The sequence below is a fragment of the Nocardia sp. GCM10030253 genome (assembly GCF_042675075.1).
In the GTDB taxonomy this organism is placed as follows: domain Bacteria; phylum Actinomycetota; class Actinomycetes; order Mycobacteriales; family Mycobacteriaceae; genus Nocardia.
On record NZ_JBHTDL010000005.1, the window covers coordinates 266,683 to 289,070 of the forward strand.

Sequence of the window (22,388 nt, forward strand, 5' to 3'; positions counted from 1 at the left end):
GCTTCGTTTGCGCCATACCGCTTTACCCGGAGAGATGGAAGTTGCCGGAGGTGCCGTAGATGGCCAGCGAGATCAGCAGGGTCACCGTGACCACCGCGACCAGCGAGGCCCGCACCGCATTGCCTACCGCGATCCCGACACCGACCGGCCCGCCCGCGGCGTGATAGCCGTAGTAGGTGTGAATCATCATGACCGCCAAGGCCATGAAGATCGCCTGCGCGAACGACCAGAGGATGTCGCTGGGAATCAGGAACGTCGAGAAGTAGTGGTCGTACACGCCCGCCGACTGCCCGTAGATGACGACCGTGGCGAACCGGCTCGCGACGAACGAACAGATGACCGCCAGCGCGTACAGCGGAACGATCGCGATCATCCCGGCCAGCACTCTGGTGCCGACCAGGTAGGGCACCGGCCGGATCGCCATCGATTCCAGCGCGTCGATCTCCTCGGCCACCCGCATCGCACCCAGCTGTGCGGTCGACCCCGCGCCGATGGTCGCAGCCAGGCCGATGCCCGAAATCACCGGCGCCGCAATGCGTACGTTGATGAAGGCCGCGAAGAATCCGGTCAGCGCCTCGACGCCGATATTGCCGAGCGAGCTGTAACCCTGCACCGCAATGGTGCCGCCGGTGAACAGGGTGAGAAATCCGACGATGACAACGGTGCCGCCGATAACAGCCAAAGCACCTGTGCCCATGCTGATCTCGGCGATCAATCGGATCGTTTCGGTCCGGTAGTGCACCAGCGCGCGCGGAATGGATCCCAGCGTCTGCGCATAGAACACCGCATGCTTGCCCATCGAATCGAGTGAGCCAGAAAATCGACGCACGCGCCGCACAGTGCGCGGGAACCGGGATTCGATCACGAATGCCATGTGATCACCGCGCCGAGAACTTGATACCGACGGCAGTGACCACGACGTTCACCACGAACAGCGCCATAAAGGCGAAGACAACGGTCTGGTTCACCGCATCACCGACACTCTTCGGACCGCCCTTGACATTCAGGCCCAGGTAACACGCCACCAGTCCGGCTATCAGGCCGAACAAGCCGGCCTTCACCTCGGAGATGACGAGTTCGGGTAGATGGGTGAGCAGCGTGATGCCGTTGACGAAGGCGCCGGGGTTCACATCCTGCAGCAGTACCGAGAACAGGAAGCCGCCGACGATGCCGATGGTGCACACCAGGCTGTTGAGCATCAGCGCGACGAAGGTCGAGGCCAGCACCCGAGGCACCACCAGCCGCTGGACCGGGTCGATGCCGAGCACGCGCATCGCGTCGATCTCTTCGCGGATGGTCCTGGCGCCGAGGTCGGCGCAGATCGCGGTGGCGCCCGCGCCTGCCACGATGAGCACGGTGACGATCGGTCCGACCTGGGTGACCGCACCGAATGCCGCACCGGCGCCGCTGAGGTCGGCGGCGCCGATTTCGCGAAGCAGGATGTTCAGCGTGAAGCTGACCAGGACGGTGAACGGGATCGCGACCAGCAGCGTCGGAACGATCGAGACACGGGCGATGAACCAGGCTTGATCAATGAATTCGCGCCATTGGAACGGGCGTCGGATACTGGCGCGCGCGACATCTGCGACAAGTTCGAAAAACCCGCCGACTGCCCGCAACGGCACAGCGAGGACCTCGTTCATTCGCGATCCTCCTTGCTCATCCTGCTTGTACAGCTCACAGCGTGATGCCCCCTCGAGGCGTCGTTGCCTCAACGATTAGAACATGTTCATTTTGCTGCCGGAAGCTTTTCGCCACTTTTGAACTGCACTTTTCTTAGACGCGGGGATTTCAATTTGAAACGTGTGTCAGAAATGCATGACCTGGGCTTTGTGAGCCTTCGCACACCATGACTCCCATGTCTACCAAGTGCTGGACCAGTGATCAACAGTTGACCGATGGCGGCCGCCATCAACCAGCTGATCAGCGTTCTCGAGCGACCAGCACTCGCTAGCGATCAAGATCGAGCAATGCAGATGCCGAAAATGTACGGCCTTCCGGCCGATCGGCGAAGTACCCACCGAGCGTGGCGGCCAAATCATTCGCCGACCACTGGTCGCCCTCGGCGTCGAACCGCTGCTCGACCGTCGGCGCCGCCATCAGCGCGACCATCGGCCCGTACACCACGAAGACCTGCCCGTTGACCGCATCGGCGGCCGGCGAGGCGAGGTAGGCGACCAGCCTCGCCACATGATCCGGCGCGAGCGGATCGATGCCGCCCTCGGGCGCCGCGCTGAACACGGCCTCGGTCATCGCGGTCCGCGCCCGCGGGCAGATGGCATTGGCGCGCACGCCGAAGCGGGAAAGACCGCGCGCCGCGGACAGCGTCAATGCGGTGATACCCGCCTTGGCGGCCCCATAGTTGGCCTGCCCCTCAGGTCCGAGCAGTCCCGCTTCGGAGGAGGTGTTGACGAGCCTGCCGTAGATCGGTGCGCCCGCAGCCTTGGACTTGGCGCGCCAATAGGCTCCCGCGTTGCGGGACAGCAGGAAATGACCACGCAGGTGCACCGCGATCACCGCGTCGAAGTCCTCGTCGGACATGTTGAACAGCATCCGGTCGCGCGTGATGCCCGCATTGTTGACCACGATGTCGACGCCGCCGAACGCCTCGTCCGCGGTGCGGATGAGCGCATCGGCGGTCGAGCGCTCGGCAATACTGCCGGCAACGAACTCCGCCTTGGCGCCGAGTGCCCGGATCTCGGCAAGGGTGTCGGCTACCGCGTCCGATTCGGACAGGTCATTGACCACCACAGACGCGCCCGCGGCGGCCAGGGCGAGCGCCTCGGCCCGGCCCAGCCCCGCGCCGGACCCGGTCACGATCGCCACCCGGCCCGAGAGGTCTGTGTTGCCGATCACTTCTGTTTCAATCACGGCGCCGACTCTAGAACGTGTTCCTATCTAGAGCAAGGTGCGGGTCACTCCAACCGCAGCGCGGCCTTGGGGCACTGCGCGACCGCATCCTCCACATCGGCGAGCCGATCCTCGGGAACCTGGGCCGCCACGATGTGCAGCACGTCCTCGTCATCGAGTTCGAAGACGTCGGGGGCGATTCCGACACAGATTCCGTTCGCTTCGCACTGGTCCAGATCAACACTGACCTTCATGAGAACTCCTTCACTTCGACTCTCTTCGAAGCCTAACAAGCCGATGCCGTCACGCGCGCCGCCATCGAGCCGATTCCCCTTCAATACTGGAACATGTTTCAGTTCATATGCAATGATCGGTTGAACCCAATCGAACGAAGGCATGAGGTATTGCCATGCGCATTGCGTACACGCCACAGCAGGAAGAGCTCCGCGCGGAGCTGCGCGACTACTTCGCGCGGCTGATCACCCCGGAGCGCCGAGCCGCGCTGAGCTCGCAGACCGGCGAGTACGGGCAGGGCAACGTGTACCGCGAGGTCGTGCAGGAGATGGGCCGCGACGGCTGGCTCACCCTGGCCTGGCCGAAGGAGTTCGGCGGCCAGGACCGGCCGACGATGGACCAGCTGATCTTCACCGACGAGGCGGCCATCGCGGGCGCGCCGGTGCCCTTCCTGACCATCAACTCGGTGGCGCCGACGATCATGCACTACGGCAGCGAGGAGCAGAAGAAGTTCTTCCTGCCCAAGATCGCCGCGGGCGAACTGCACTTCGCCATCGGCTACTCCGAGCCGAGCGCGGGCACCGACCTGGCCAGCCTGCGCACCTCCGCGGTGCGCGACGGCGACGACTACGTGATCAACGGTCAGAAGATGTGGACCAGCCTCATCGCCTACGCCGATTACATCTGGCTGGCCGTGCGCACCGACCCGACCGCAAAGAAGCACAAGGGCATCAGCATGCTCATCGTGCCGACCACGGCCGAGGGCTTCTCGTGGACGCCGGTGCACACCATGGCGGGCCCCGATACCAGCGCCACCTACTACCAGGACGTCCGCGTCCCCGCGAGCTCGCTGGTCGGCAAGGAGAACGGCGGCTGGGCGCTGATCACCAATCAGCTCAACCACGAGCGGGTCGCGCTCACCTCGGCCGGGCCGCTCGGCCTCGCACTGAGCCAAACCGTGGAGTGGGCGCGCAATACCAAGTCCGCCGACGGCCAGCGGGTGATCGACAAGGAATGGGTGCAGCTCAATCTCGCAAGGGTGCACGCCAAGGTCGAGTACCTGAAGCTGATGAATTGGGAGATCGCCAGCCGCGCCGACGCGGGCGGCGACGCCGCGCCACGTCCATGGGACGCCTCCACCTGCAAGGTGTACGGCACCGAACTGGCCACCGAGGCGTACCGGCTGCTGATGGAGATCCTCGGCCCGCAGGCCTACCTGCGCCAGGACTCCCCCGGCTCCGTGCTGCGCGGGCGACTCGAGCGGATGCACCGCGCCGCGCTGATCCTCACCTTCGGTGGCGGCACCAATGAGGTCCAGCGCGACATCATCGCCATGACCGCCCTCAAGCAACCGGCCTCGGCGCGCTGACGCGAGACTTTCGAAAGGTAGATCGCCATGGATTTCACCCCCACCGAGGCCCAGCTCGATCTCGCCAGGCTGACCGGCGAGGTCTGCGGCAAGCTGGTCACCGCCGACCGGCTGCGCGAACTCGACAAGACCGCCGTGCGTTTCGACGAACCGCTGTGGGCCTCGCTTGCCGAGACCGGCGTGCTGGCGGCGGCGCTGCCGGAGACCGTCGGCGGCAACGGCTTCGGTCCGCTCGAGCAGAGCGCCATCCTGCGTGAGCTCGGCAAACATGTGGCCGCGGTGCCGTACCTGTGGTCGGTTGTGCTCGGTGCGGGCGCGCTGGCCGCCTTCGGCACCGACGCGCAACGCGATTGGGCCACCCAGGCCGGTGCGGGCAGCGCGATCCTCACGGCAGCACTGGCGGAGGAACAGAACTGGGAACCGACCAAACCGACCACCACCGCGGTAGAGGGGGGTGGTGGCTGGCGGGTGACCGGCGCCAAGCTGGCGGTGCCGTTCGCCGCGCAAGCCTCCCGAATCCTGGTCCCGGCAACGGCTTCCGGCCGTGCCGCGGTGTTCCTCGTCGATCCGTCCGATGCCTCGGTCCAGGTGACTGCTCAGCAGGTGACCGACCTGAGCGCCGAGTACTCGCTCGAATTCACCGACACCCCTGCCGAATTGATCGGCAGCGTCGACAACGGCGCCGAGATCCTGGACTGGCTACTGACCAGGGCCTGGCTCGGCCTGAGCTCCCAGCAGCTCGGCACCGTCGAGCGCGCACTGGAGCTCGTCGCCGACTACGCCCGTGAGCGTGAGCAATTCGGCAAGGCGGTCGGCAGCTTCCAGGCCGTCGCGCAGCGTCTCGCCGACGGGTACATCGACGTACAGGGCCTGCGCCTGGCCGTCACCCAGGCCACCTGGCAGCTGTCGGAGAATCTGCCGAGCGCCGAGGCGGTGCATACCGCCAAGTTCTGGGCCGCCGATGCGGGACATCGGGTGGCGCACACCGTCGTCCACGTACACGGCGGTGTCGGCATCGATCGTGACCACATCGTGCACAACTACTTCACCGCTGCCAAGCACAATGAATTCGCGCTCGGCGGGGCCACCGACCACCTCCGCGCCATCGGCTCTCGCCTCGCGGAAACTCCTGCCTGACCCAGGAACTCCGCACCCGAATCGGCCCGCCGGTCCTGCCACCGGCGGGCCGATTGCCGTGCCGACTCAGCGGTACGGAGCGCGAAAGCTCAGCGCGCTTCCGGGTGCATCACCGCGTCGCCGACCACTACCGCGCCGGGCGCGTCCTGCTCGCGGGCGACGCTCGGTCCGCGGGGCAGCGCCCCGCGGACCGTTCTGTCTACACGCCGCAAGTCCTACCTGATCCCGACCCTCGCCCGGAGGACCGAACTGTCGGTGAAATCCACCTGCCGGTCCGCATTCGACAGCGCGGTCACCATACAAGTCCCGAACGATCCGGACCTGTCGAACAATGTCGCACTGCCGACGGCGATCCCGTCGGCACTGATGTGGCTGTCGGCCTCCAACCCGATCTCCGGCCCAATGGCAGGCCGCGCCAGCGCGAGCGTTAGGTCGGTATTGATGAACCCGATCCCCTCGCTACCCCAGTTGGTCATCATGCTCGTCGCTTCACCGATCATCGCGGCACCGGCGAACGCCGACGGCGTCTCCCCCTCGATCACCGAAATCGGTACCTGCCAGGTGCGTTTGCGTCCATCGTTCTGATGCTCGCCGATCCGAGACGACCAGCCGTCAGGTCGCCCGTCGCTGTTCCACAGCGGCGGGGTCGGCCTGTCGGCGACCGGCACCGCAGGCGGCTGCGGACCGACGGCGCGGGTCCAGACCCGACCTGGCGGCTGCACCGACCGCTGCAAAAAGATCGCCGTCGCTCGTGCCACGTCCACGCCGTCCTGCATCAGCGCGGCATCGGCGACCCGGATCCGCTTCCCCTCCCGAACCAGCTCGGTCACCACGGACACCGGCTTGTGCAGTGTGGGCCGGAACAGATCGACAGTGAGCCGGGCGGGCGTGAAACCAGCCGAACAGTGCTGCAGCTCCAGCGCCCTGGCCATCAGGCCACAGATCGCAGGCCCGTTGATCATCTTCGACGACCAAGCGCTGGCGGCGAACGGCAACGGCTCGAAGCCCCGTTCGGCGGCCGCGAAAAACGCATAGGGCGTTGCCAATTCGATCTCCTGTCCACCACTGGCGACTGCTTGCAACGGCAAGGGCCGCCGCATGTTCGCGGCAACCCCTGCCGTTGTCGGTCGTACCTACTGTCTTACTTGCCGCTCGCCTCGAGGTGTTCATCGGCCGGGCGGGCCTCGGTCTGCTCCTTGGCCCAGCGGTAGTCAGGCTTGCCAGCGGGCGAGCGCTTGATCTCATCGACGAACCACAGGCTGCGCGGCTGCTTGTAGGGCGCGATCTCGTTGGTCAGCATGGGGCGGAGCTCTTCGAGCGACGGGCGGTTGTCGCCGCGGCACTGCACAACGGCGACAACCCGCTGGCCCCACCGCGCGTCCTCGACGCCGACCACCAGCGCGTCGAAGATCTCCGGGTGCGACTTGAGCGCGCCTTCGACCTCTTCCGGGTAGATCTTCTCGCCGCCGCTGTTGATGCTCACCGAACCACGGCCGAGCATCGTCACCGTGCCGTCCTCCTCGACCCTGGCGTAGTCGCCGGGAATCGAGTAGCGAACGCCGTTGATCTCCTTGAAGGTCGCCGCGGTCTTGGCTTCGTCCTTGTAGTAACCGATCGGAATGTGTCCCTTGCGGGCGAGAATGCCGACAACACCCGAGCCGGGCGCCACCGGATTGCCGTCTTCGCCGAGCACCTCGGTGGAAGCATCGATTTTCACGCGGGGACCGCCGGTGTGCGTTGCGCCCTTGGTGACGATGGACAGCCCACCGAAACCGGTCTCCGAAGAGCCGATGGAGTCCGAGAGCATGCGGTTGGGCAGCAACTCGAGGAACTGGTCCTTGAGTGCCGGGGAGAACAGCGCCGCACTGCTGGCCATCACGTACAGGCTCGAAAGGTCGTAGGGCTTACCGGTTTCCGGATTGCCCTCGATCAACGCGTCGAGCATCGGCCTGGCCATCGCGTCACCGGTGATGAAGATGAGGTTTATCTTGTGGCGATCGATGTGCTGCCACACGCCGTGCCCGCTGAACTCCGGGATCATCACGGCCTTGCCGCCACCGAACAGGCTGTGGAAGGTGGCCCACTGCGAGCCGCCGTGAATCATCGGCGGAATCGGGAACCGCACCATCTGCGGGTTGGCCGCGCCGACTTTGGCCAATTCCCATTCGTCATCGACGTATTCGCCGGTGACGAAGTTGATGCCGGCGCCGAGTACCCGCCACACATCCTCCTGCCGCCACATCACGCCCTTGGGCAGGCCGGTGGTGCCGCCGGTGTAGAGCATGTAGAGGTCGTCCGGAGAACGATCGCCGAAGTCGCGCTCGCCGGAGGACTGCTGAAGCACCGCTTCGTAATCCACCGAATCCGCTGCGGTGGGGATCGTGCCGGTCGTATCGTCGTCGACGACGATGACTGTCTTCAGCAGCGGAGTATTCGAGCGAACGCCGGACACCCTGTCGCTGAAGCGGCGCTCGTGGATGAGCGCGACCATGTCCGAGTTGTCGAAGATGTGCTGTAACTCGTTCTCGACATATCGATAGTTCACGTTGATCATCACGGCGCGAGCCTTGAAGATCGCGACCATGGCCTCGACGGCCTCGATCGTGTTGCGCGAGTAGATGCCCACCTTGTCGCCCGGTTGGACACCCTGTTCCAGCAGGTAGTGCGCCAGTTTATTGGCACGCTCCTCCAGCTGCGCGTAAGTCACCTCGCGGCCGTCGTCGGCCAGCGCTACGCGGTCGGGCATGAGATCGATGGCGTGTTCGACTAGGTCCGCTATGTTGTAGCTCACAGACCTAAAAATAGAACGTGTTACTGTTTCTGACAAGGCTCGAGAGTCAGGAGATACGAGTTATGCCAGATTGCCTCGTCGAGAAGCGCGATCACGTCCTCATCGTCACCATGAATCGTCCCGAGGCCCGCAACGCGCTGTCGGGCGAGATGATGGCGATCATGCGCGACGCCTGGGACCAGGTGGACAGCGATCCCGACATCCGGGTCGCGATCCTGACCGGCGCGGGCGGCGCGTTCTGTGCGGGTGCGGACCTGAAGGCGATGACGACTCAGCACCCCGGCGACTCCTTCAAGGGCGGTGGCTGGGATCTGTCGAAGATCGAGGCGCTACTCAAGGGCCGTCGGCTCACCAAGCCGCTGATCGCGGCGGTGGAGGGTCCCGCCATCGCGGGTGGCACCGAGATCCTGCAGGGCACCGACATTCGAGTGGCCGGCGAGAGCGCGAAATTCGGTGTGTCCGAGGCGCGTTGGGGCCTGTTCCCGCTCGGCGGCTCCGCCGTGCGACTGGTGCGCCAGATCCCCTACACCGTCGCCGCGGACATCCTGCTCACCGGTCGGCACGTAACCGCGACCGAGGCCAAGGAGATCGGCTTGATCGGGCATGTGGTGCCGGACGGCACCGCGCTGGACAAGGCGCTCGAACTGGCCGCACAGATCTCGGCCAACGGACCGCTCGCGGTGCAGGCCATCCTGCGCACCATCCGCGATACCGAGGGCATGCATGAGGAAGAGGCGTTCAAGATCGACGCCGAGCTCGGCACCGCGGTCTTCAAGTCGGCCGACGCCAAGGAAGGCCCGAGGGCCTTCGCGGAGAAACGCAAGCCCACTTTCACCGGCAGCTGACGCAAGAGACCCCCGGCGCATTCCGCACCGGGGGTCTTTTGCGTCATGGCTCAGTTGCTGCCGGGGTAGTCCATCCAGAACGGCTCCCACTGGTGGCCATCGGGGTCGATGAAGGTGCGGCCGTGCATGCCGACCTGCGCCTCCTGCGCCCGCTTGTCCTCGTTGACCTCCTCGGTGGCGCCGACCGCCAATGCCGCGGTGGTGAGCGTGTCGACCTCTTCGGCGCTGGACAGCGAGAGCGCATACGCGGCACCGATGGTCGAGCCGGTGTCGGCGAGCGGGCGGCTGCTGAAGGTCGGGAAGAAATCCTTGGTCAGCAGCATCAGGCAGATATTGTCGTCGACCACGATGCAGGCGGCGTTGTCATCGGTGAAGTCCTGGTTCACCTTCCAGCCGAGAGCCTCGTAGAAGGTCTTCGACCGGCCCAGATCGGCGACGGGGAGGTTGATGAAGATCATCTTGCTGCTCATGTTCGGTGTCCTTCTCTCGGTCCATTACGTGGTCCGTATTTTCGGTTCACAGATAGAGACGGACCGTCGGCCGAGAACTCATCGCCGCCCAGCGTTGTGATGCGAGGCAGAGTGGCCCACACAGCCGCCCGGCCGTGATGATGATCTTGATTCCCCAGGTGGAGCGCTTTCTGGTCTGTGATGTGTCGGTGGCCTGTGGCAGGGTGACTTCCATGACCGACTTGTCCGGCAACACCGCCGGCCTCGCCCCTGATGTGCTCTCCTCCTTCGAGGGACATCGGCGGGAGCTGTGCGCTTACGCCTACCGAATGCTCGGATCGTCCTTCGAGGCGGAAGACGTGGTGCAGGAGACCTTCACCCGGGCATGGAAGTCCTACGACTCGTTCGAAGGCCGAGCCAGCCTCCGGTCCTGGCTGTACCGGATCGCCACCAATGTCTGCCTGGACATGATCGACGGTCCGCAGCGCCGCGCGAGGCCGATGGACCTGTCGGGGCCGTCGCGGCCGGACGCTCCGCTGCCCATGCCGCAGCCGGACTACGTCTGGATCGAACCGATCCCCAATGCCCTCGCCTTCGGGTCGGACCCGGCCGAGCATGCGAGCGCGAAAGACACACTGCGGCTTGCTTTCGTCGCCGCCTGTCAGCACCTGCCCGCCACCCAGCGCGCCATCCTGATCATGCGCGAGGTGCTGCGGTTCTCGGCCAGCGAGACCGCGGAGGCCCTCACCATGTCACCCGCGTCGGTGAACAGCGCGCTGCAGCGCGCCAGGGCGACCATGTCGAAGGTCCAGCCCGCGACCACCGACACCTATGACGAGACCGACGAGGACCAGCGCAAGCTGGTCGACGACTTCGTCAAGGCGTTCGAGGCCTACGACATGGACACGCTGACGACCCTGCTGAAAGCGGATGTGGCACTGTCCATGCCGCCGCTCGAGCTGTGGATCTCCGGCCCCGAAAACGTCGCCGCGTTCATGCTCGGCCACGGCCACGCCTGCCGCGACTCCCGGCTGGTCCGGCTGGAGGGCGCGAACGGCCTGCCCGCGTTCGGCCACTACAAGCCGAGCGACGAGCCCGGCGTGTGGGTCCCATGGTCGATCACCGTGCTGGAGCTCGACGGCGGCACCGTCGCCGGCCTCAACTTCTTCCTCGACACCGACAAGCTGTTCCCACTGTTCGGCCTCGCGCAGGAACTGCGCGAAGAAGTCTGACGAGCGCAGTGAAATGGTGGCCCGAAGACGTCACCGCAGCCACCATTTCACTACCGATAACCATCCCACTACCGCCGTTACCCAAAGCGCCTGGAACGCAACCACAGCCAGTCCTCATGCTGGGAGCTGTGTGCCTGCCTGCTCAGGCTGCGGAAGACCAAATCGGGTACGGCGCACGACGTGCCCAGCACTGCTCGGTAACCCGCTGGTAGGCGAGTTCCGCTGCCCAGGCCGGGGAACGCTACCCAAGTCTTGGTTGGTGATGGGTTCGTCGGGCTGCGGTTCGGGGTGGTGGTCCTGCACGGACTCCTCGGTCTCGCTGTCCCGGGATCGTGTGCCGTCCAGTGGTTTTGCCGGGGGCAGTGCTGGTGGCGTCGTGTGCCGTACCCGGCTTGGTCTTCCGCAGCTTTTCGAGGCAGGCACACAGCTCCCAGCGTGAGGACTGGCTGTAGTTACGTTGTCGGACATCTCTCCGCCGACGACCAGGAGACCCGGGCAGACAAATCGTCTGCACCCCTGCTCGCGGTCCTGACCATCCTGTCGCGATCCGAACACCCCGTGTGCTAACCCGACACTCAGTACACGGGGTGTCGGGTTGGCACACGGGGTGTTCGGAACTGCTGATCGTTCGGGTTAGGGGGTCGGTAGGTAGGTTTCTTTGAGTTTGCGCTTGTAGAGCTTGCCGTTGGGGTCGCGTGGGAGTTCGGGGAGGTAGTCGATCGAGCGGGGCATCTTGTATTTCGCCAATTGTGTTGCGGCGAAGGCTAGTAGCTCGGCGGTGAGGTCGTCGTCGCCCTCGAAGCCGTTGGCGGGCTGCACCACCGCTTTCACCTCCTGGCCCCAATCCGCATGTGGCAGACCGAAGACCGCGACATCGGCGACCTTCGGGTGCGTGATCAGTACGCTCTCGATTTCGGCGGGATAGATGTTGACGCCACCGGACAGGATCAGGTCCGACCGGCGATCGTGCAGGTAGAGATAACCGTCTTCATCGAGGTGGCCGATGTCGCCGACGGTGAAGAGGTCACCGACCCGCGACTCCTCGGTCTTCTCCTTGGCGTGGTGGTACTCGAAGCTCGACGCGCCCATTTTCATGTAGACCAGCCCGGTCTCCCCTGCGGGCACCTCGGAGCCGTCTTCCTCGCTGAGCACCTTGATCACCGACCAGGGCCAGGCCTTGCCGACCGAGCCGGGCTTGAGCAGCCACTCGGTGCCATTGATCACGGTGCCGCCACCTTCGGTGGCCGCGTAGTACTCGGTGACGGTCGGGCCCCACCACGCCAGCATCTGCCGCTTGGTCTCCTGCGGGCATGGCGCCGCGCCGTGCACCATGCTGCGCAGCGAAGACACGTCGTACTTGGCGCGCACCTCTTCGGGCAGCGCGAGCAGCCGGTGGAACTGGGTCGGCACCATGTGACTGTGGGTCACCCGATGCTTCTCGATGAGCCGCAACATCTCCTCGGCATCCCAGCGATCCATCAGAACAACCTTGTGTCCCACCTGAATCGAGATGGTCGCCCAGTTCAGCACCGCGGTGTGATAAAGCGGCGAGCCGCAGATATGCACATGGTCGTCGTAGGGCGCGAGCTCGAACAACCCGAAGAAGGCGTTCGTGTGCGGCGGAACGACATCCGGATCGGCGCCGGTCAGTGGACGGCGAACACCCTTGGGCCGCCCCGTGGTTCCCGAGGTATAGAGCATCGGCGCACCGGTGGTCCGGTTGTCGGGGCGGCCGGTGTCGGCCGCGCCGAGCCAGGCCACTGATTTGAAGCCATCGATCTCACCCACCGCGAAGCGTGCCGTTGCGGGCAATCCGGCTTCATCGGCTGCGGCGATGGCGGCCGCGGCAAACCGGTCGCTGGCGATGAATGCCTTCGCCTCGCTGTCGGACAGGATGTAGGCGACCTCCGGGCCGGTCAGGTGCCAATTCACTGCCACGATGTACAGCCCGGCCTGGTAGGCCGCGAAATAGGCGGCGACCGCCTCGACGCAGTTGTGCACCATGCTGACAAGTACGTCACCGGGCTGTAGACCAAGCGCCCGCAGGCCGGTGCCGTAACGGTTGGCTAGCGTGGCCAATTCGCGATAAGTCACCTCGCGGCCCGCGGGATCAACCAAGGCGATCCGATCGGGTTCCGCGTTCGCGATGTTCCACAGACCGAGAATTTCTACTGACTCCTGCGTCGTCACCCTACGAATCTAGAACGTGTTCTACATCTGTACAAGGGGTGCGAGCCGATGCAATTGCTCGATATCAGGAACGGACACCAGCATCTCGGTGACACCGGCCGCCTCCCACACCCCGAGTTGCTTACGAACCTGCTCCTCGTCACCGATGATCGCGGTATCCAGAATCAGCTCATCCGGCACCAGCGCGGCCGCCTCGGCCTTCTTGCCCGCCTGAAAGAGCCTGCCGATCTCGTCGACCTCACGCTCGTATCCCATCCGCCGGTACACCTGCGCGTGGAAGTTCAGCTCCGGCGCGCCCATGCCACCGATGTAGAGCGCCATAATCCAGCGCATCCGCTCGATCTCGCTCTTGGCATCGTCGGTGATCACCACCTGACAGCTCGCGGCGATCTCGAAATCCTCCCGCGAACGCCGCGCGCCCGCCCTGGCGAAGCCCTCGTCGAGCCAGTCGTTATACATCCCGGCCAGCCGCGGCGCGTAGTAGATCGCCAGCCAGCCGTCGGCGATCTCGGCAGTCAGCGCCACATTCTTCGGGCCTTCGGCACCGAGCCAGATCGGCAAATCCGCTCGTAGCGGATGCACGATCGGCTTGAGCGGCTTACCGAGCCCGGTCGACCCAGGCCCCGTGTAGGGCAGCGGGTACTGCGGTCCGTCATTGGTGACCGGCGCCTGCCGTTCCAGCACGCGGCGGATGATGCCGACGTACTCCCTGGTGCGCTGCAACGGCTTGGCGAACGGCTGCCCGTACCAGCCCTCCACCACCTGCGGCCCGGAGACGCCGAGACCGAGTATCGCCCTGCCGCCGCTGAGATGGTCGAGCGTCAGCGCGTGCATGGCGGTCGCGGCGGGCGTGCGCGCAGACATTTGCACCACCGAGGTGCCCAGGCGCACCCGCTGCGTCGACGATCCCCACCACGTCAGCGGACCGAAGGCATCCGACCCCCAGGATTCGGCGGCGAATACGGCGTCGAACCCGGCCGCCTCGGCGGCCACCACCAACTCACCGGCATTCTGCGGCGGTTGCGCCATCCAGTACCCGAGTTGCAATCCGAACTTCACCATCGACCTCTTTCCAGCCAACTTCTTGCCAGCAGAATAAGAACCTGTTCTACTCGACATTGTGACTCAGGGGAATACTGCATCCGGCATAATCGCGAATGAGAGCGGGCCGAAATTGAACACTGCGTCGCGCAGCGACTCGACGAGGGGCGGTGGCCGGGCGACGGGAGGGCACACCGAGCCCGACGTACTCAGCGCGCCCCTCCGGGTGCGATTCGACTACACCCGGTCGGTCGGACCGACTATCGGCACCTTCCTGACCAAGTTGCGTGGCCGCAAGATCGTCGGCGTACGCGGCTCGGACGGGCGGGTGCTGGTGCCGCCACCGGAATACGATCCGATCACCTCCGCGCCGCTCACCGAGTTCGTCGACGTGGCCGACACCGGCACTGTCGAATCGTGGACCTGGGTCCATGATCCACTGCCAGGACAGCCGTTCGATCGCCCCTTCGCCTGGGCGCTGATCAAGCTCGACGGCGCGGACAGCACGCTGCTGCACGCCGTCGACGTGGCCGCCCCCGACGCGATCCACACCGGCCAGCGCGTGGTCGCAAGGTGGGCTGCCGAGACCGAGGGCAGCATCAAGGACATCGCTTGCTTCGAGCCCGGCGAAACATCCAGCGCACCAGTGGAATCCACCGATGACGCCGAGCCGATCACCGTGATCACCACCCCGGTCGACCTCGCCTATATGCACACCGCGTCGCCACAGGAAACCATCTACCTGCGTGGACTTGCCGAGGGCAAGCTGCTCGGCGGGCGGACCGACGCCGCGGGCAAGGTGTACTTCCCGCCGCGCGGCGCCAACCCGACCGATGGCAGACCGACCGACGAAATCGTCGAGCTGCCCGACCGCGGCACCGTCACCACCTTCTGCATCGTGAACGTGCCGTTCCTCGGTCAGCGGATCAAGCCGCCGTATGTGGCGGCCTATGTGCTGCTGGACGGCGCCGACATCCCCGTACTGCACCTCGTCCTCGGGTGCGAGGCGAGCGAAGTGCGGATGGGCATGCGAGTGGAAGCGGTGTGGAAGCCGCGCGAGGAGTGGGGCTACGGGCTGGAGAACGTGGACCACTTCCGTCCCACCGGCGAGCCGGACGCCGAATACGACACCTACAAGCACCACCTCTAGAGAGGCCGACGTGACCGACGCAGCCACCGGCGCAAGCGCCACATCTGGCACCGACATCGCGGTCGTGGGTTTCGCCCACGCACCGCACGTGCCGGAAACCTTCGGCACCACCAACGGTGTCGAGATGCTGGTGCCCATCTTTCAGCAGCTCTACACCCAGCTCGGCATCACCAAGTCCGATATCGACTTCTGGTGTTCCGGCTCCTCCGACTATCTGGCCGGACGGGCTTTCTCGTTCATTTCGGCGATCGATGCCATCGGCGCGGTGCCGCCGATCAACGAATCCCACGTGGAGATGGACGCCGCATGGGCGCTCTACGAGGCGTTCGTGAAGCTGCGCTCCGGACAGGCGAAGACCGCGCTCGTGTACGGCTTCGGCAAGTCCTCGGCGGGCACGCTGCGGCAGATCCTCACCATGCAGCTCGACCCCTATCTGGTCGCCCCGCTGTGGCCGGACTCGCTGTCCATCGCGGGCTTGCAGGCGCGCGCCGGGCTCGATGCCGGTCGCTGGACGGAACGGGATATGGCCGCAGTGGCCGCCGGTGCTGCCGGCGATATCGACAGCCTGCTCGGCACACCATATGTCGCCGACCCGCTGCGCGCGCATGACGTCGCGCCGATCACCGACGGTGCGGCGGCGATCGTGCTCGCCGTCGGCGACCGGGCCCGCGAACTCTGCGAGCGCCCGGCTTGGATCACCGGGATGGCGCACCGCGTCGACACTCCTCAACTCGGCGCCCGCGATCTCACCGTCTCCCCCTCGACTTCGGCTGCTGCCCACGCGGTTACCGGCGGCGATACCAGCGGCTTCGACATCGCGGAACTGCATGCGCCGTTCAGTCACCAGCAGCTGATTCTCGCCGAGGCGATCGGCTTGAAGCCTGAAACCACGGTGAATCCCTCGGGTGGTGCATTGGCGGCCAATCCGATGTTCGCCGCAGGCCTGGAGCGGATCGGCTTCGCGGCCGAGGCCATCATGGCGGGCACCGCGAATCGCGCACTCGCCCATGCCACCAGCGGCCCCGCCCTGCAGCAGAATCTTGTGACTGTTTTGGAGACCAAATGAGCGAGCCAGCGAGCGAATCAACAACACAGCGCCCGAGGGGCACGACGGAACCGAGCGCCAGCGAGGTGCAGTCGTGACACTCCCTGCCGCGGTGCTCGGCACCGGACAAACCCATCACGTGACGAAACGGACCGACGTGTCCATGGCGGGCATGTGTCGCGAGGCAATTGATCGCGCGCTCGAGGATTCGGGCCTCACCATCGCCGACATCGACGCGGTGGTGGTCGGTAAGGCTCCCGACCTCTTCGAGGGCGTCATGATGCCCGAGCTGTATCTCGCAGATGCGTTGGGCGCCACCGGAAAACCGCTGCTGCGCGTTCATACCGCGGGCTCGGTCGGCGGCTCGACCGGCGTGGTCGCCGCCAACCTGGTGCAGGCCGGGGTGCACAAGCGCGTGCTGGCGATCGCCTGGGAGAAGCAATCGGAATCGAACGCCATGTGGGCATTGTCGATTCCCGTGCCGTTCACCATGCCGGTCGGCGCCGGCGCGGGCGGGTACTTCGCGCCGCACGTCCGTTCCTACATTCGGCGCTCGAACGCGCCGAGCCACATCGGCGCGATGGTGGCGGTGAAGGATCGTCGCAACGGCGCCAAGAACCCCCTCGCGCACCTGCATCAACCGGATATCACGCTGGAGAAGGTGCTGGCGTCCCAAATGCTGTGGGATCCCATCCGATTCGACGAGACCTGTCCCTCCTCGGACGGGGCGTGCGCGGTGGTGATCGGCGACGAGGAAGCAGCGACCGCCGCCGAAGCAGCGGGCAAGAAGGTGGCGTGGGTGCACGGCACCGCGATGCGCACCGAACCGACCACCTTCGCCGGGCGCGACCAGGTGAATCCGCAGGCAGGCCAGGACGCGGCCGCCGCGCTGTGGAAGGCCGCCGGGATCACCGACCCGCTCGCCGAGATCGATGTCGCCGAAATCTACGTGCCCTTCTCGTGGTTCGAACCGATGTGGCTGGAGAATCTCGGCTTCGTGCCGCCCGGCGACGGCTGGAAGCTCACCGACAAGGGCGAGACGGAGATCGGCGGCACGCTGCCGGTCAACCCCTCCGGTGGCGTGCTCTCCTCGAATCCGATCGGCGCGTCCGGGCTCATCCGCTTCGCCGAGGCCGCCAAGCAGGTGATGGGTCGGGCCGGGGCTTACCAGGTCGAAAATGCCAAGAAGGCACTCGGCCACGCGTACGGCGGCGGCTCGCAGTACTTCTCGATGTGGGTCGTCGGATCCGAGCGGCGATGAAGTTCACCCTCGGTATCGCGCTGAGCCCGCTCGAGCAACTGCCGGAGCTGGCGAAGACCGCGGAGGAATGCGGTTTCGCCTCCATCGGACTGCCCGACTCGCTGTTCTACATGAAGTCCGCGTCGGCGAAGTATCCGTACACCGCCGACGGCAGCCGCTTCTGGGGGCCGGAGACGCCATGGGTCGACCCACTCATCGGGGCGACCGCCATGGCGGCGGTGACCAGCCGGATCCGCTTCTACACCAATGTGCTCAAACTCGGTTCCCGCAATCCATTGCTACTGGCCAGGCAGGTCGGCTCGGTCGCAAACCTATCCGGCAACCGTTTCGGATTCGGTGTCGGGATCGGTTGGGCGCCGGAGGAATTCGAGTGGTGCGGCGTTCCGTACGCGCGGCGCGGCGCCAGGGTCGACGAGATGATCGAGGTCATCAAACTGGTCCTCGGCGGCGGCATGGTCGAGTACCACGGCGAGTTCTTCGATTTCGACCCGCTGCAGATCAGCCCCGCCCCGACTGAGCCGGTGCCGTTCTACGTCGGTGGGCACACCGAGCCCGCACTGCGTCGCGCCGCCAAGATCGGCGACGGCTGGACCTCGGCGATGATGACCTACGACGAGCTGGTTCGGACCATCGGCAAGCTGGGTACGCTGCGTGCCGAATTCGGCCGCGACACTGAACCATTCGAGATCCAGGCGGTATGCATCGACCGGTTCGGCCGATCCGGATACCAGGATCTGGCCGACGCCGGAGTGACCGACGCGATCGTGGTCCCGTGGCTGGCCGACGGTATCGGCTTCGACGGTGCGCTGGCGGCCAAGCAGGAGTCGCTGCGCCGATTCGCCGCGAAGAATATCGAGGAACCCATCGTCGCGAAGGCAGGGGTATGACCACTACCGAACATCCAGCGCGAGCCGCCGGGCTCGCCTCGCAAGCGGCGGTGCGGGCCAGGGACAAGCAGGCCTGGGTCGCACTGTTCGCCGAGGACGGCATCGTCGAAGATCCTATCGGCCCTTCGGGTTTCGACCCCGAGGGCAAGGGTCACCGGGGCAAGGAGGCCATCGCGGCTTTCTGGGACATGGCGATCGCGAAGACCGATTCGATCGAGTTCCTGTTCGGTGATTCCTTCGCCTGCGGTAACGAGATCGCCTTCACCGGCACCATTCGATCCAAGCTCGGTGGCCATCAGATCGATGCCGACGGCGTATTCACCTACAAGGTGGATGAAACAGGCAAAATCGCGGCGCTGCGGGCATTCTGGGAGGTCGACCGCGCCATGGCCACCGCCAAACCCGTCAGCTGACCTCGCCGCCTCACCCTCGAGGCAGCACAACGAAGGGCCCTCGTACCGGCAAGGGGACTGCCGGGTACGAGGGCCCTTCGTGTTTCGTCAGTGCGCGACCGGGCAGCCCCCCGAGGACTTGTAGTCCACCGAGAACTCCTTGACGCCGTTGAGCCAGCCGGAGCGCAGGCGCTTCGGGTCGCCGAGCTTGCTGATATCGGGCATGTAGTCGGCGATGGCGTTGAAGATCAGATCGACCTCCATCCTGGCCAGGTTCGCACCGATGCAGAAGTGCGCGCCGGTGCCGCCGAAGGACAAGTGCTGGTTGTCCTTTCGGGTGATGTCGAACTTTTCCGGGTTCTCGAAGACATCCTCGTCGAAGTTGGCCGAGCTGTAGAGCATGACCACCCGCTGCCCCTTCTTGATCTGCACTCCCCCGAGCTCGGTGTCCTCGAGCGCGGTCCGCTGGAACGAGGTCACCGGGGTCGCCCACCGAATGATCTCGTCGGCGGCGGTGGCCGGGCGCTCCTTCTTGAACAGCTCCCACTGATCTGGGTTATCCAGGAAGGCCGCCATGCCGTGGGTGATCGCGTTGCGGGTCGTCTCGTTGCCCGCCACGGCCAGCATGATCACGAAGAATCCGAATTCCTCCGGCGTCAGCTCATCGCCGTCGACATCCGCCTCGATCAGTTTGGTCACGATGTCGTCGGCCGGACACTCCTTGCGCGCCGCGGCCATCTGGTAGGCGTAGCCGAGGACCTCGGTGGACGCGGCGACCGGGTCGGCCTCGTTTTCCGGGTCGTCGTACCCGGTCATATCGTTCGACCAGGTGAATACCTTCATCCGGTCTTCCTGCGGAATACCGATCAGCTCGGCGATCGCTTGCAGCGGCAGCTCGGAGGCGACCTGGGTGACGAAGTCACCGGATCCGGACTCCACCGCCGCCTGCACGATCGACTCTGCCCTGGCCTTGAGTTCGGCGCGCAGCCCGTTGATCACGCGCGGGGTGAAGCCGCGCGAGATGATCTTGCGCAGTTTGGTGTGCTGCGGCGCGTCCATATTGAGCAAGACGAACCGCTGCAGTTCGATCGCCTCGCGGGTGATCTCGTCATTGAAGCGCGGGATCGCGGTGTTCTCGAATGAGGAGAACACCTCGCTGCGCCGCGAGACCTCCTTGACTTCCGCGTGCTTGCTGACGACCCAGAAGCCGTCGTCGTGGAATCCACCCCTCTCTGGCGACTTCGGGTTCCACCAGATCGGGGCGGTCCGGCGCAGTTCCGCGTACTCCTCGACCGGAATCCGCTCGGCGTAAATGTCGGGGTCAGTGACGTCGAACCCGTCCGGCAGATTGGGCCGGGCATTCCGAGGGTCAACCACCAGATGTCTCCTTCGACAAACTGAAACACGTTCTACAATCATTGAAGCACAGGCGGAAGAACGAGGAAAGAACAGGACAGATCCCCCTGGAGCTATCGTGGATACACGTTTCAGTTTTCTGTCCCAAATGAAAGGTTGGACATGGGCACACCCGTCATCGTCGAGGCCGCTCGCACCCCGATCGGCAAGCGCGGGGGCTGGCTGTCGGGCCTGCACGCCGCCGAACTACTCGGCCTGACTCAGCGCGGACTACTGGAGAAAGCACACCTGGATCCAGCCCTGGTGGAACAGGTCATCGGCGGCTGCGTCACCCAGGCCGGCGAGCAGTCCAACAACGTCACCCGGGTCGCATGGCTGCACGCGGGCCTGCCGTGGCAGGTCGGCGCCACCACCATCGACGCGCAGTGCGGTTCGGCGCAGCAGGCCAATCACCTGATCGCCGGGCTCATCGCGACCGGCGCCATCGATATCGGCATGGCCTGCGGCGTGGAAGCCATGAGCCGAGTTCCCTTGGGCGCCAACGTCGGCACGAACGCGGGCCCGCGCCGACCCGCCACGTGGAGCATCGACCTGCCCAACCAGTTCGAGGCGGCCGAGCGTATTGCCAAGCGGCGCGGCATTACTCGCGATGATGTCGACGCACTCGGCGTCCGCTCACAGCAGCGGGCGGCCCAGGCATGGGCCGAGGGCCGCTTCGATCGTGAGGTGCTTTCGGTGACCGCACCCGTCGCCGACAAGGAGGGCAACCTCACCGGCGAGAAGCTCGAGGTGACCAGGGACCAGGGTCTGCGGGACACCAACCTGGAAAGCCTCGCCAAACTGAAGCCGGTGCTCGAGGGTGGTATCCACACCGCGGGCACCTCGTCGCAGATCTCCGACGGCGCCGCAGCGGTCCTGCTGATGGACGAAAAGGCCGCGCAGCAAGCGGGATTGCGGCCGCGCGCCCGGATTGTCACGCAAGTCCTCGTCGGCGCCGAGCCGGAGTTCCATCTCGACGGCCCCGTTCAGGCGTGCACACGGCTACTGGAGCGGTCCGGCATGAATATCGGTGACATCGATCTATTCGAGATCAATGAGGCATTCGCTTCGGTCGCACTTTCGTGGGCGTCTGTACACAATCCAGACATGGACCGGGTAAATGTCAACGGTGGCGCGATCGCACTCGGGCACCCAGTGGGCTCCACCGGATCTCGGCTCATCACAACGGCTTTGCACGAACTGGAGCGAACCGGGGGCAGCACGGCGATGGTGCTCATGTGCGCAGGTGGCGCACTGGCGACGGGCACGATCATCGAGCGACTGTAAGAACGTCAACCAATTCCCCGATTGTTGAACGTTCATCCCAAAGCCGCCAAAACGTGTCGTACGCCACACAAAGTCCACTTCGGGCAACTAGATGAGACGTCAGCTATGTTTCGGCTATCATCGATCCGACGGGCAAGACCTCTGCGACGGGCCAGAACCGGTGAACACCACCCCTTCGCAAGAGCCGTTGGGGCGACCCGCAAACGCAACGGTCGCAGTGACTTCGCCGGGGCTGGACCTAGAAGCTTCAAGGAAATCCTGAATCAGGCGTAGGTTTTCAGTTACTGAGCCGCTAATATCAATGATACGTATCCGAGATAACGACTGTTAGTACAGCGAAGGGAATTGGGCGGCTCACAATGGCTGATTTCGCGGCGCGGCTGAACAAGCTGTTCGAAACCGTGCATCCCCCGGGGCGCAAGCCGCACACCAACGCGGAGGTTGCGGCTGCGCTGACGGCCTCCGGGCATCCGATCTCCAAACCGTACCTCTCGCAGTTGCGGTCGGGACAGCGGACCAACCCGTCGGACGAAACGGTGGCTGCACTGGCCAAGTTCTTCAAGGTCAAGCCGGACTACTTCTTCAACGACATCTATGCCGCCAAGATCGATCACGATCTGGAGTTGCTGTCCCAGCTGCAGGGCTACGGATTGCGGCGGTTGTCGAGTAGAGCGTTCGATCTGTCCGAAGAATCACAGAACCTCCTCACCTCCATGGCGGAGAAGTTGCGAGCAAGCGAAGGCTTGCCCGAAATTCCTCCGGACGGCACCGAATAGGTTCTCCCACAGTGCGGTACGGTGCGACCTTCGGGTCGCACCGTACTTCGTCATGGG

The 22,388-nt window shown here is 65.2% G+C and carries 21 protein-coding genes and 1 pseudogene; 12 read left to right on the top strand and 10 right to left on the bottom strand.

Translation table 11 applies throughout. The features are described from left to right. Positions 1–22: 22 nt before the first annotated feature. The 4 genes from ACFQZZ_RS09580 to ACFQZZ_RS09595 form a co-directional block, all read right to left on the bottom strand. Positions 23–874: an MlaE family ABC transporter permease gene (locus ACFQZZ_RS09580; protein ID WP_378677022.1), complete on the bottom strand. Its 852-nt coding sequence runs from the start codon at positions 872–874 to the stop codon at positions 23–25. Between the two features lie 4 nt (positions 875–878). Next, entirely contained in the window at positions 879–1,643 is a 765-nt protein-coding gene (locus ACFQZZ_RS09585) for an MlaE family ABC transporter permease (RefSeq protein ID WP_378677026.1), read from the bottom strand. Positions 1,644–1,950: 307 nt separating this feature from the next. Continuing rightward, positions 1,951–2,868 (bottom strand): 3-oxoacyl-ACP reductase, encoded by a 918-nt coding sequence (locus ACFQZZ_RS09590; protein WP_378678316.1) that lies wholly within the window; start codon positions 2,866–2,868, stop codon positions 1,951–1,953. 47 nt (positions 2,869–2,915) lie between these two features. Further along, positions 2,916–3,104 (bottom strand): ferredoxin, encoded by a 189-nt coding sequence (locus ACFQZZ_RS09595; protein WP_378677028.1) that lies wholly within the window; start codon positions 3,102–3,104, stop codon positions 2,916–2,918. 155 nt (positions 3,105–3,259) lie between these two features. Here ACFQZZ_RS09595 and ACFQZZ_RS09600 point away from each other — a divergent pair, with 155 nt between their 5' ends. The 3 genes and pseudogenes from ACFQZZ_RS09600 to ACFQZZ_RS09610 form a co-directional block, all read left to right on the top strand. After that, a complete protein-coding gene (locus ACFQZZ_RS09600; protein ID WP_378677030.1) occupies positions 3,260–4,453 on the top strand; it encodes an acyl-CoA dehydrogenase family protein in 1,194 nt (397 codons plus the stop codon). Between the two features lie 27 nt (positions 4,454–4,480). Next, a complete protein-coding gene (locus ACFQZZ_RS09605; protein ID WP_378677033.1) occupies positions 4,481–5,590 on the top strand; it encodes an acyl-CoA dehydrogenase family protein in 1,110 nt (369 codons plus the stop codon). 89 nt (positions 5,591–5,679) lie between these two features. Then, positions 5,680–5,754: pseudogene (locus tag ACFQZZ_RS09610) on the top strand (FAD-dependent monooxygenase); the annotation flags it as partial. A gap of 51 nt (positions 5,755–5,805) precedes the next feature. Here the strand turns inward: ACFQZZ_RS09610 and ACFQZZ_RS09615 are convergent. Both ACFQZZ_RS09615 and ACFQZZ_RS09620 read right to left on the bottom strand, forming a co-directional pair. Continuing rightward, positions 5,806–6,636, bottom strand: coding sequence for an acyl-CoA thioesterase domain-containing protein (locus ACFQZZ_RS09615; RefSeq protein ID WP_378677035.1), 831 nt, complete (start codon positions 6,634–6,636; stop codon positions 5,806–5,808). Positions 6,637–6,731: 95 nt separating this feature from the next. Continuing rightward, on the bottom strand, positions 6,732–8,381 hold the full coding sequence (locus ACFQZZ_RS09620) for an acyl-CoA synthetase (protein WP_378677037.1): 1,650 nt from the start codon (positions 8,379–8,381) through the stop codon (positions 6,732–6,734). A gap of 62 nt (positions 8,382–8,443) precedes the next feature. On the opposite strand from ACFQZZ_RS09620, the gene ACFQZZ_RS09625 reads away from it, so the two are divergent. After that, positions 8,444–9,226, top strand: coding sequence for a crotonase/enoyl-CoA hydratase family protein (locus tag ACFQZZ_RS09625; RefSeq protein WP_378677038.1), 783 nt, complete (start codon positions 8,444–8,446; stop codon positions 9,224–9,226). A gap of 50 nt (positions 9,227–9,276) precedes the next feature. Here ACFQZZ_RS09625 and ACFQZZ_RS09630 read toward each other — a convergent pair whose 3' ends face one another. Continuing rightward, positions 9,277–9,696, bottom strand: a complete 420-nt coding sequence (locus ACFQZZ_RS09630; protein WP_378677040.1) for a VOC family protein — start codon at positions 9,694–9,696, stop codon at positions 9,277–9,279. 212 nt (positions 9,697–9,908) lie between these two features. On the opposite strand from ACFQZZ_RS09630, the gene ACFQZZ_RS09635 reads away from it, so the two are divergent. Continuing rightward, complete coding sequence (locus ACFQZZ_RS09635; protein WP_378677042.1) at positions 9,909–10,907, top strand: sigma-70 family RNA polymerase sigma factor; 999 nt, start codon at positions 9,909–9,911, stop codon at positions 10,905–10,907. 633 nt (positions 10,908–11,540) lie between these two features. Here the strand turns inward: ACFQZZ_RS09635 and ACFQZZ_RS09640 are convergent. Beyond that, positions 11,541–13,097, bottom strand: coding sequence for an acyl-CoA synthetase (locus ACFQZZ_RS09640; RefSeq protein ID WP_378677044.1), 1,557 nt, complete (start codon positions 13,095–13,097; stop codon positions 11,541–11,543). Positions 13,098–13,118: 21 nt separating this feature from the next. After that, positions 13,119–14,156, bottom strand: a complete 1,038-nt coding sequence (locus ACFQZZ_RS09645; protein WP_378678319.1) for an LLM class F420-dependent oxidoreductase — start codon at positions 14,154–14,156, stop codon at positions 13,119–13,121. A 208-nt stretch (positions 14,157–14,364) separates the two neighbouring features. On the opposite strand from ACFQZZ_RS09645, the gene ACFQZZ_RS09650 reads away from it, so the two are divergent. The 5 genes from ACFQZZ_RS09650 to ACFQZZ_RS09670 all read left to right on the top strand — a co-directional run bounded on the left by ACFQZZ_RS09650 (position 14,365) and on the right by ACFQZZ_RS09670 (position 18,894). Continuing rightward, complete coding sequence (locus tag ACFQZZ_RS09650) at positions 14,365–15,288, top strand: Zn-ribbon domain-containing OB-fold protein (RefSeq protein WP_378678321.1); 924 nt, start codon at positions 14,365–14,367, stop codon at positions 15,286–15,288. Between the two features lie 10 nt (positions 15,289–15,298). After that, positions 15,299–16,354 carry a thiolase domain-containing protein gene (locus ACFQZZ_RS09655; RefSeq protein WP_378677047.1) on the top strand — a complete coding sequence of 352 codons (1,056 nt, stop codon included), beginning with the start codon at positions 15,299–15,301 and terminating at the stop codon, positions 16,352–16,354. A gap of 73 nt (positions 16,355–16,427) precedes the next feature. Further along, complete coding sequence (locus ACFQZZ_RS09660; protein WP_378677050.1) at positions 16,428–17,594, top strand: thiolase domain-containing protein; 1,167 nt, start codon at positions 16,428–16,430, stop codon at positions 17,592–17,594. After that, the gene (locus ACFQZZ_RS09665; RefSeq protein WP_378677053.1) at positions 17,591–18,481 is read left to right on the top strand and encodes a TIGR03619 family F420-dependent LLM class oxidoreductase; all 891 of its coding nucleotides are present in this window, start codon (positions 17,591–17,593) and stop codon (positions 18,479–18,481) included. Before ACFQZZ_RS09660 ends, ACFQZZ_RS09665 begins: the two co-directional genes overlap by 4 nt. Continuing rightward, positions 18,478–18,894, top strand: coding sequence for a nuclear transport factor 2 family protein (locus tag ACFQZZ_RS09670; protein WP_378677056.1), 417 nt, complete (start codon positions 18,478–18,480; stop codon positions 18,892–18,894). Before ACFQZZ_RS09665 ends, ACFQZZ_RS09670 begins: the two co-directional genes overlap by 4 nt. Before the next feature lie 87 nt (positions 18,895–18,981). On the opposite strand, the gene ACFQZZ_RS09675 is transcribed toward ACFQZZ_RS09670, so the two are convergent. Continuing rightward, positions 18,982–20,292, bottom strand: coding sequence for a cytochrome P450 (locus ACFQZZ_RS09675; protein ID WP_378677058.1), 1,311 nt, complete (start codon positions 20,290–20,292; stop codon positions 18,982–18,984). 99 nt (positions 20,293–20,391) lie between these two features. Here ACFQZZ_RS09675 and ACFQZZ_RS09680 point away from each other — a divergent pair, with 99 nt between their 5' ends. Continuing rightward, positions 20,392–21,555 carry a steroid 3-ketoacyl-CoA thiolase gene (locus ACFQZZ_RS09680; RefSeq protein WP_378677061.1) on the top strand — a complete coding sequence of 388 codons (1,164 nt, stop codon included), beginning with the start codon at positions 20,392–20,394 and terminating at the stop codon, positions 21,553–21,555. A gap of 359 nt (positions 21,556–21,914) precedes the next feature. Then, positions 21,915–22,331, top strand: coding sequence for a helix-turn-helix domain-containing protein (locus ACFQZZ_RS09685; protein WP_011207048.1), 417 nt, complete (start codon positions 21,915–21,917; stop codon positions 22,329–22,331). The last annotated feature ends 57 nt before the right edge of the window (positions 22,332–22,388 follow it).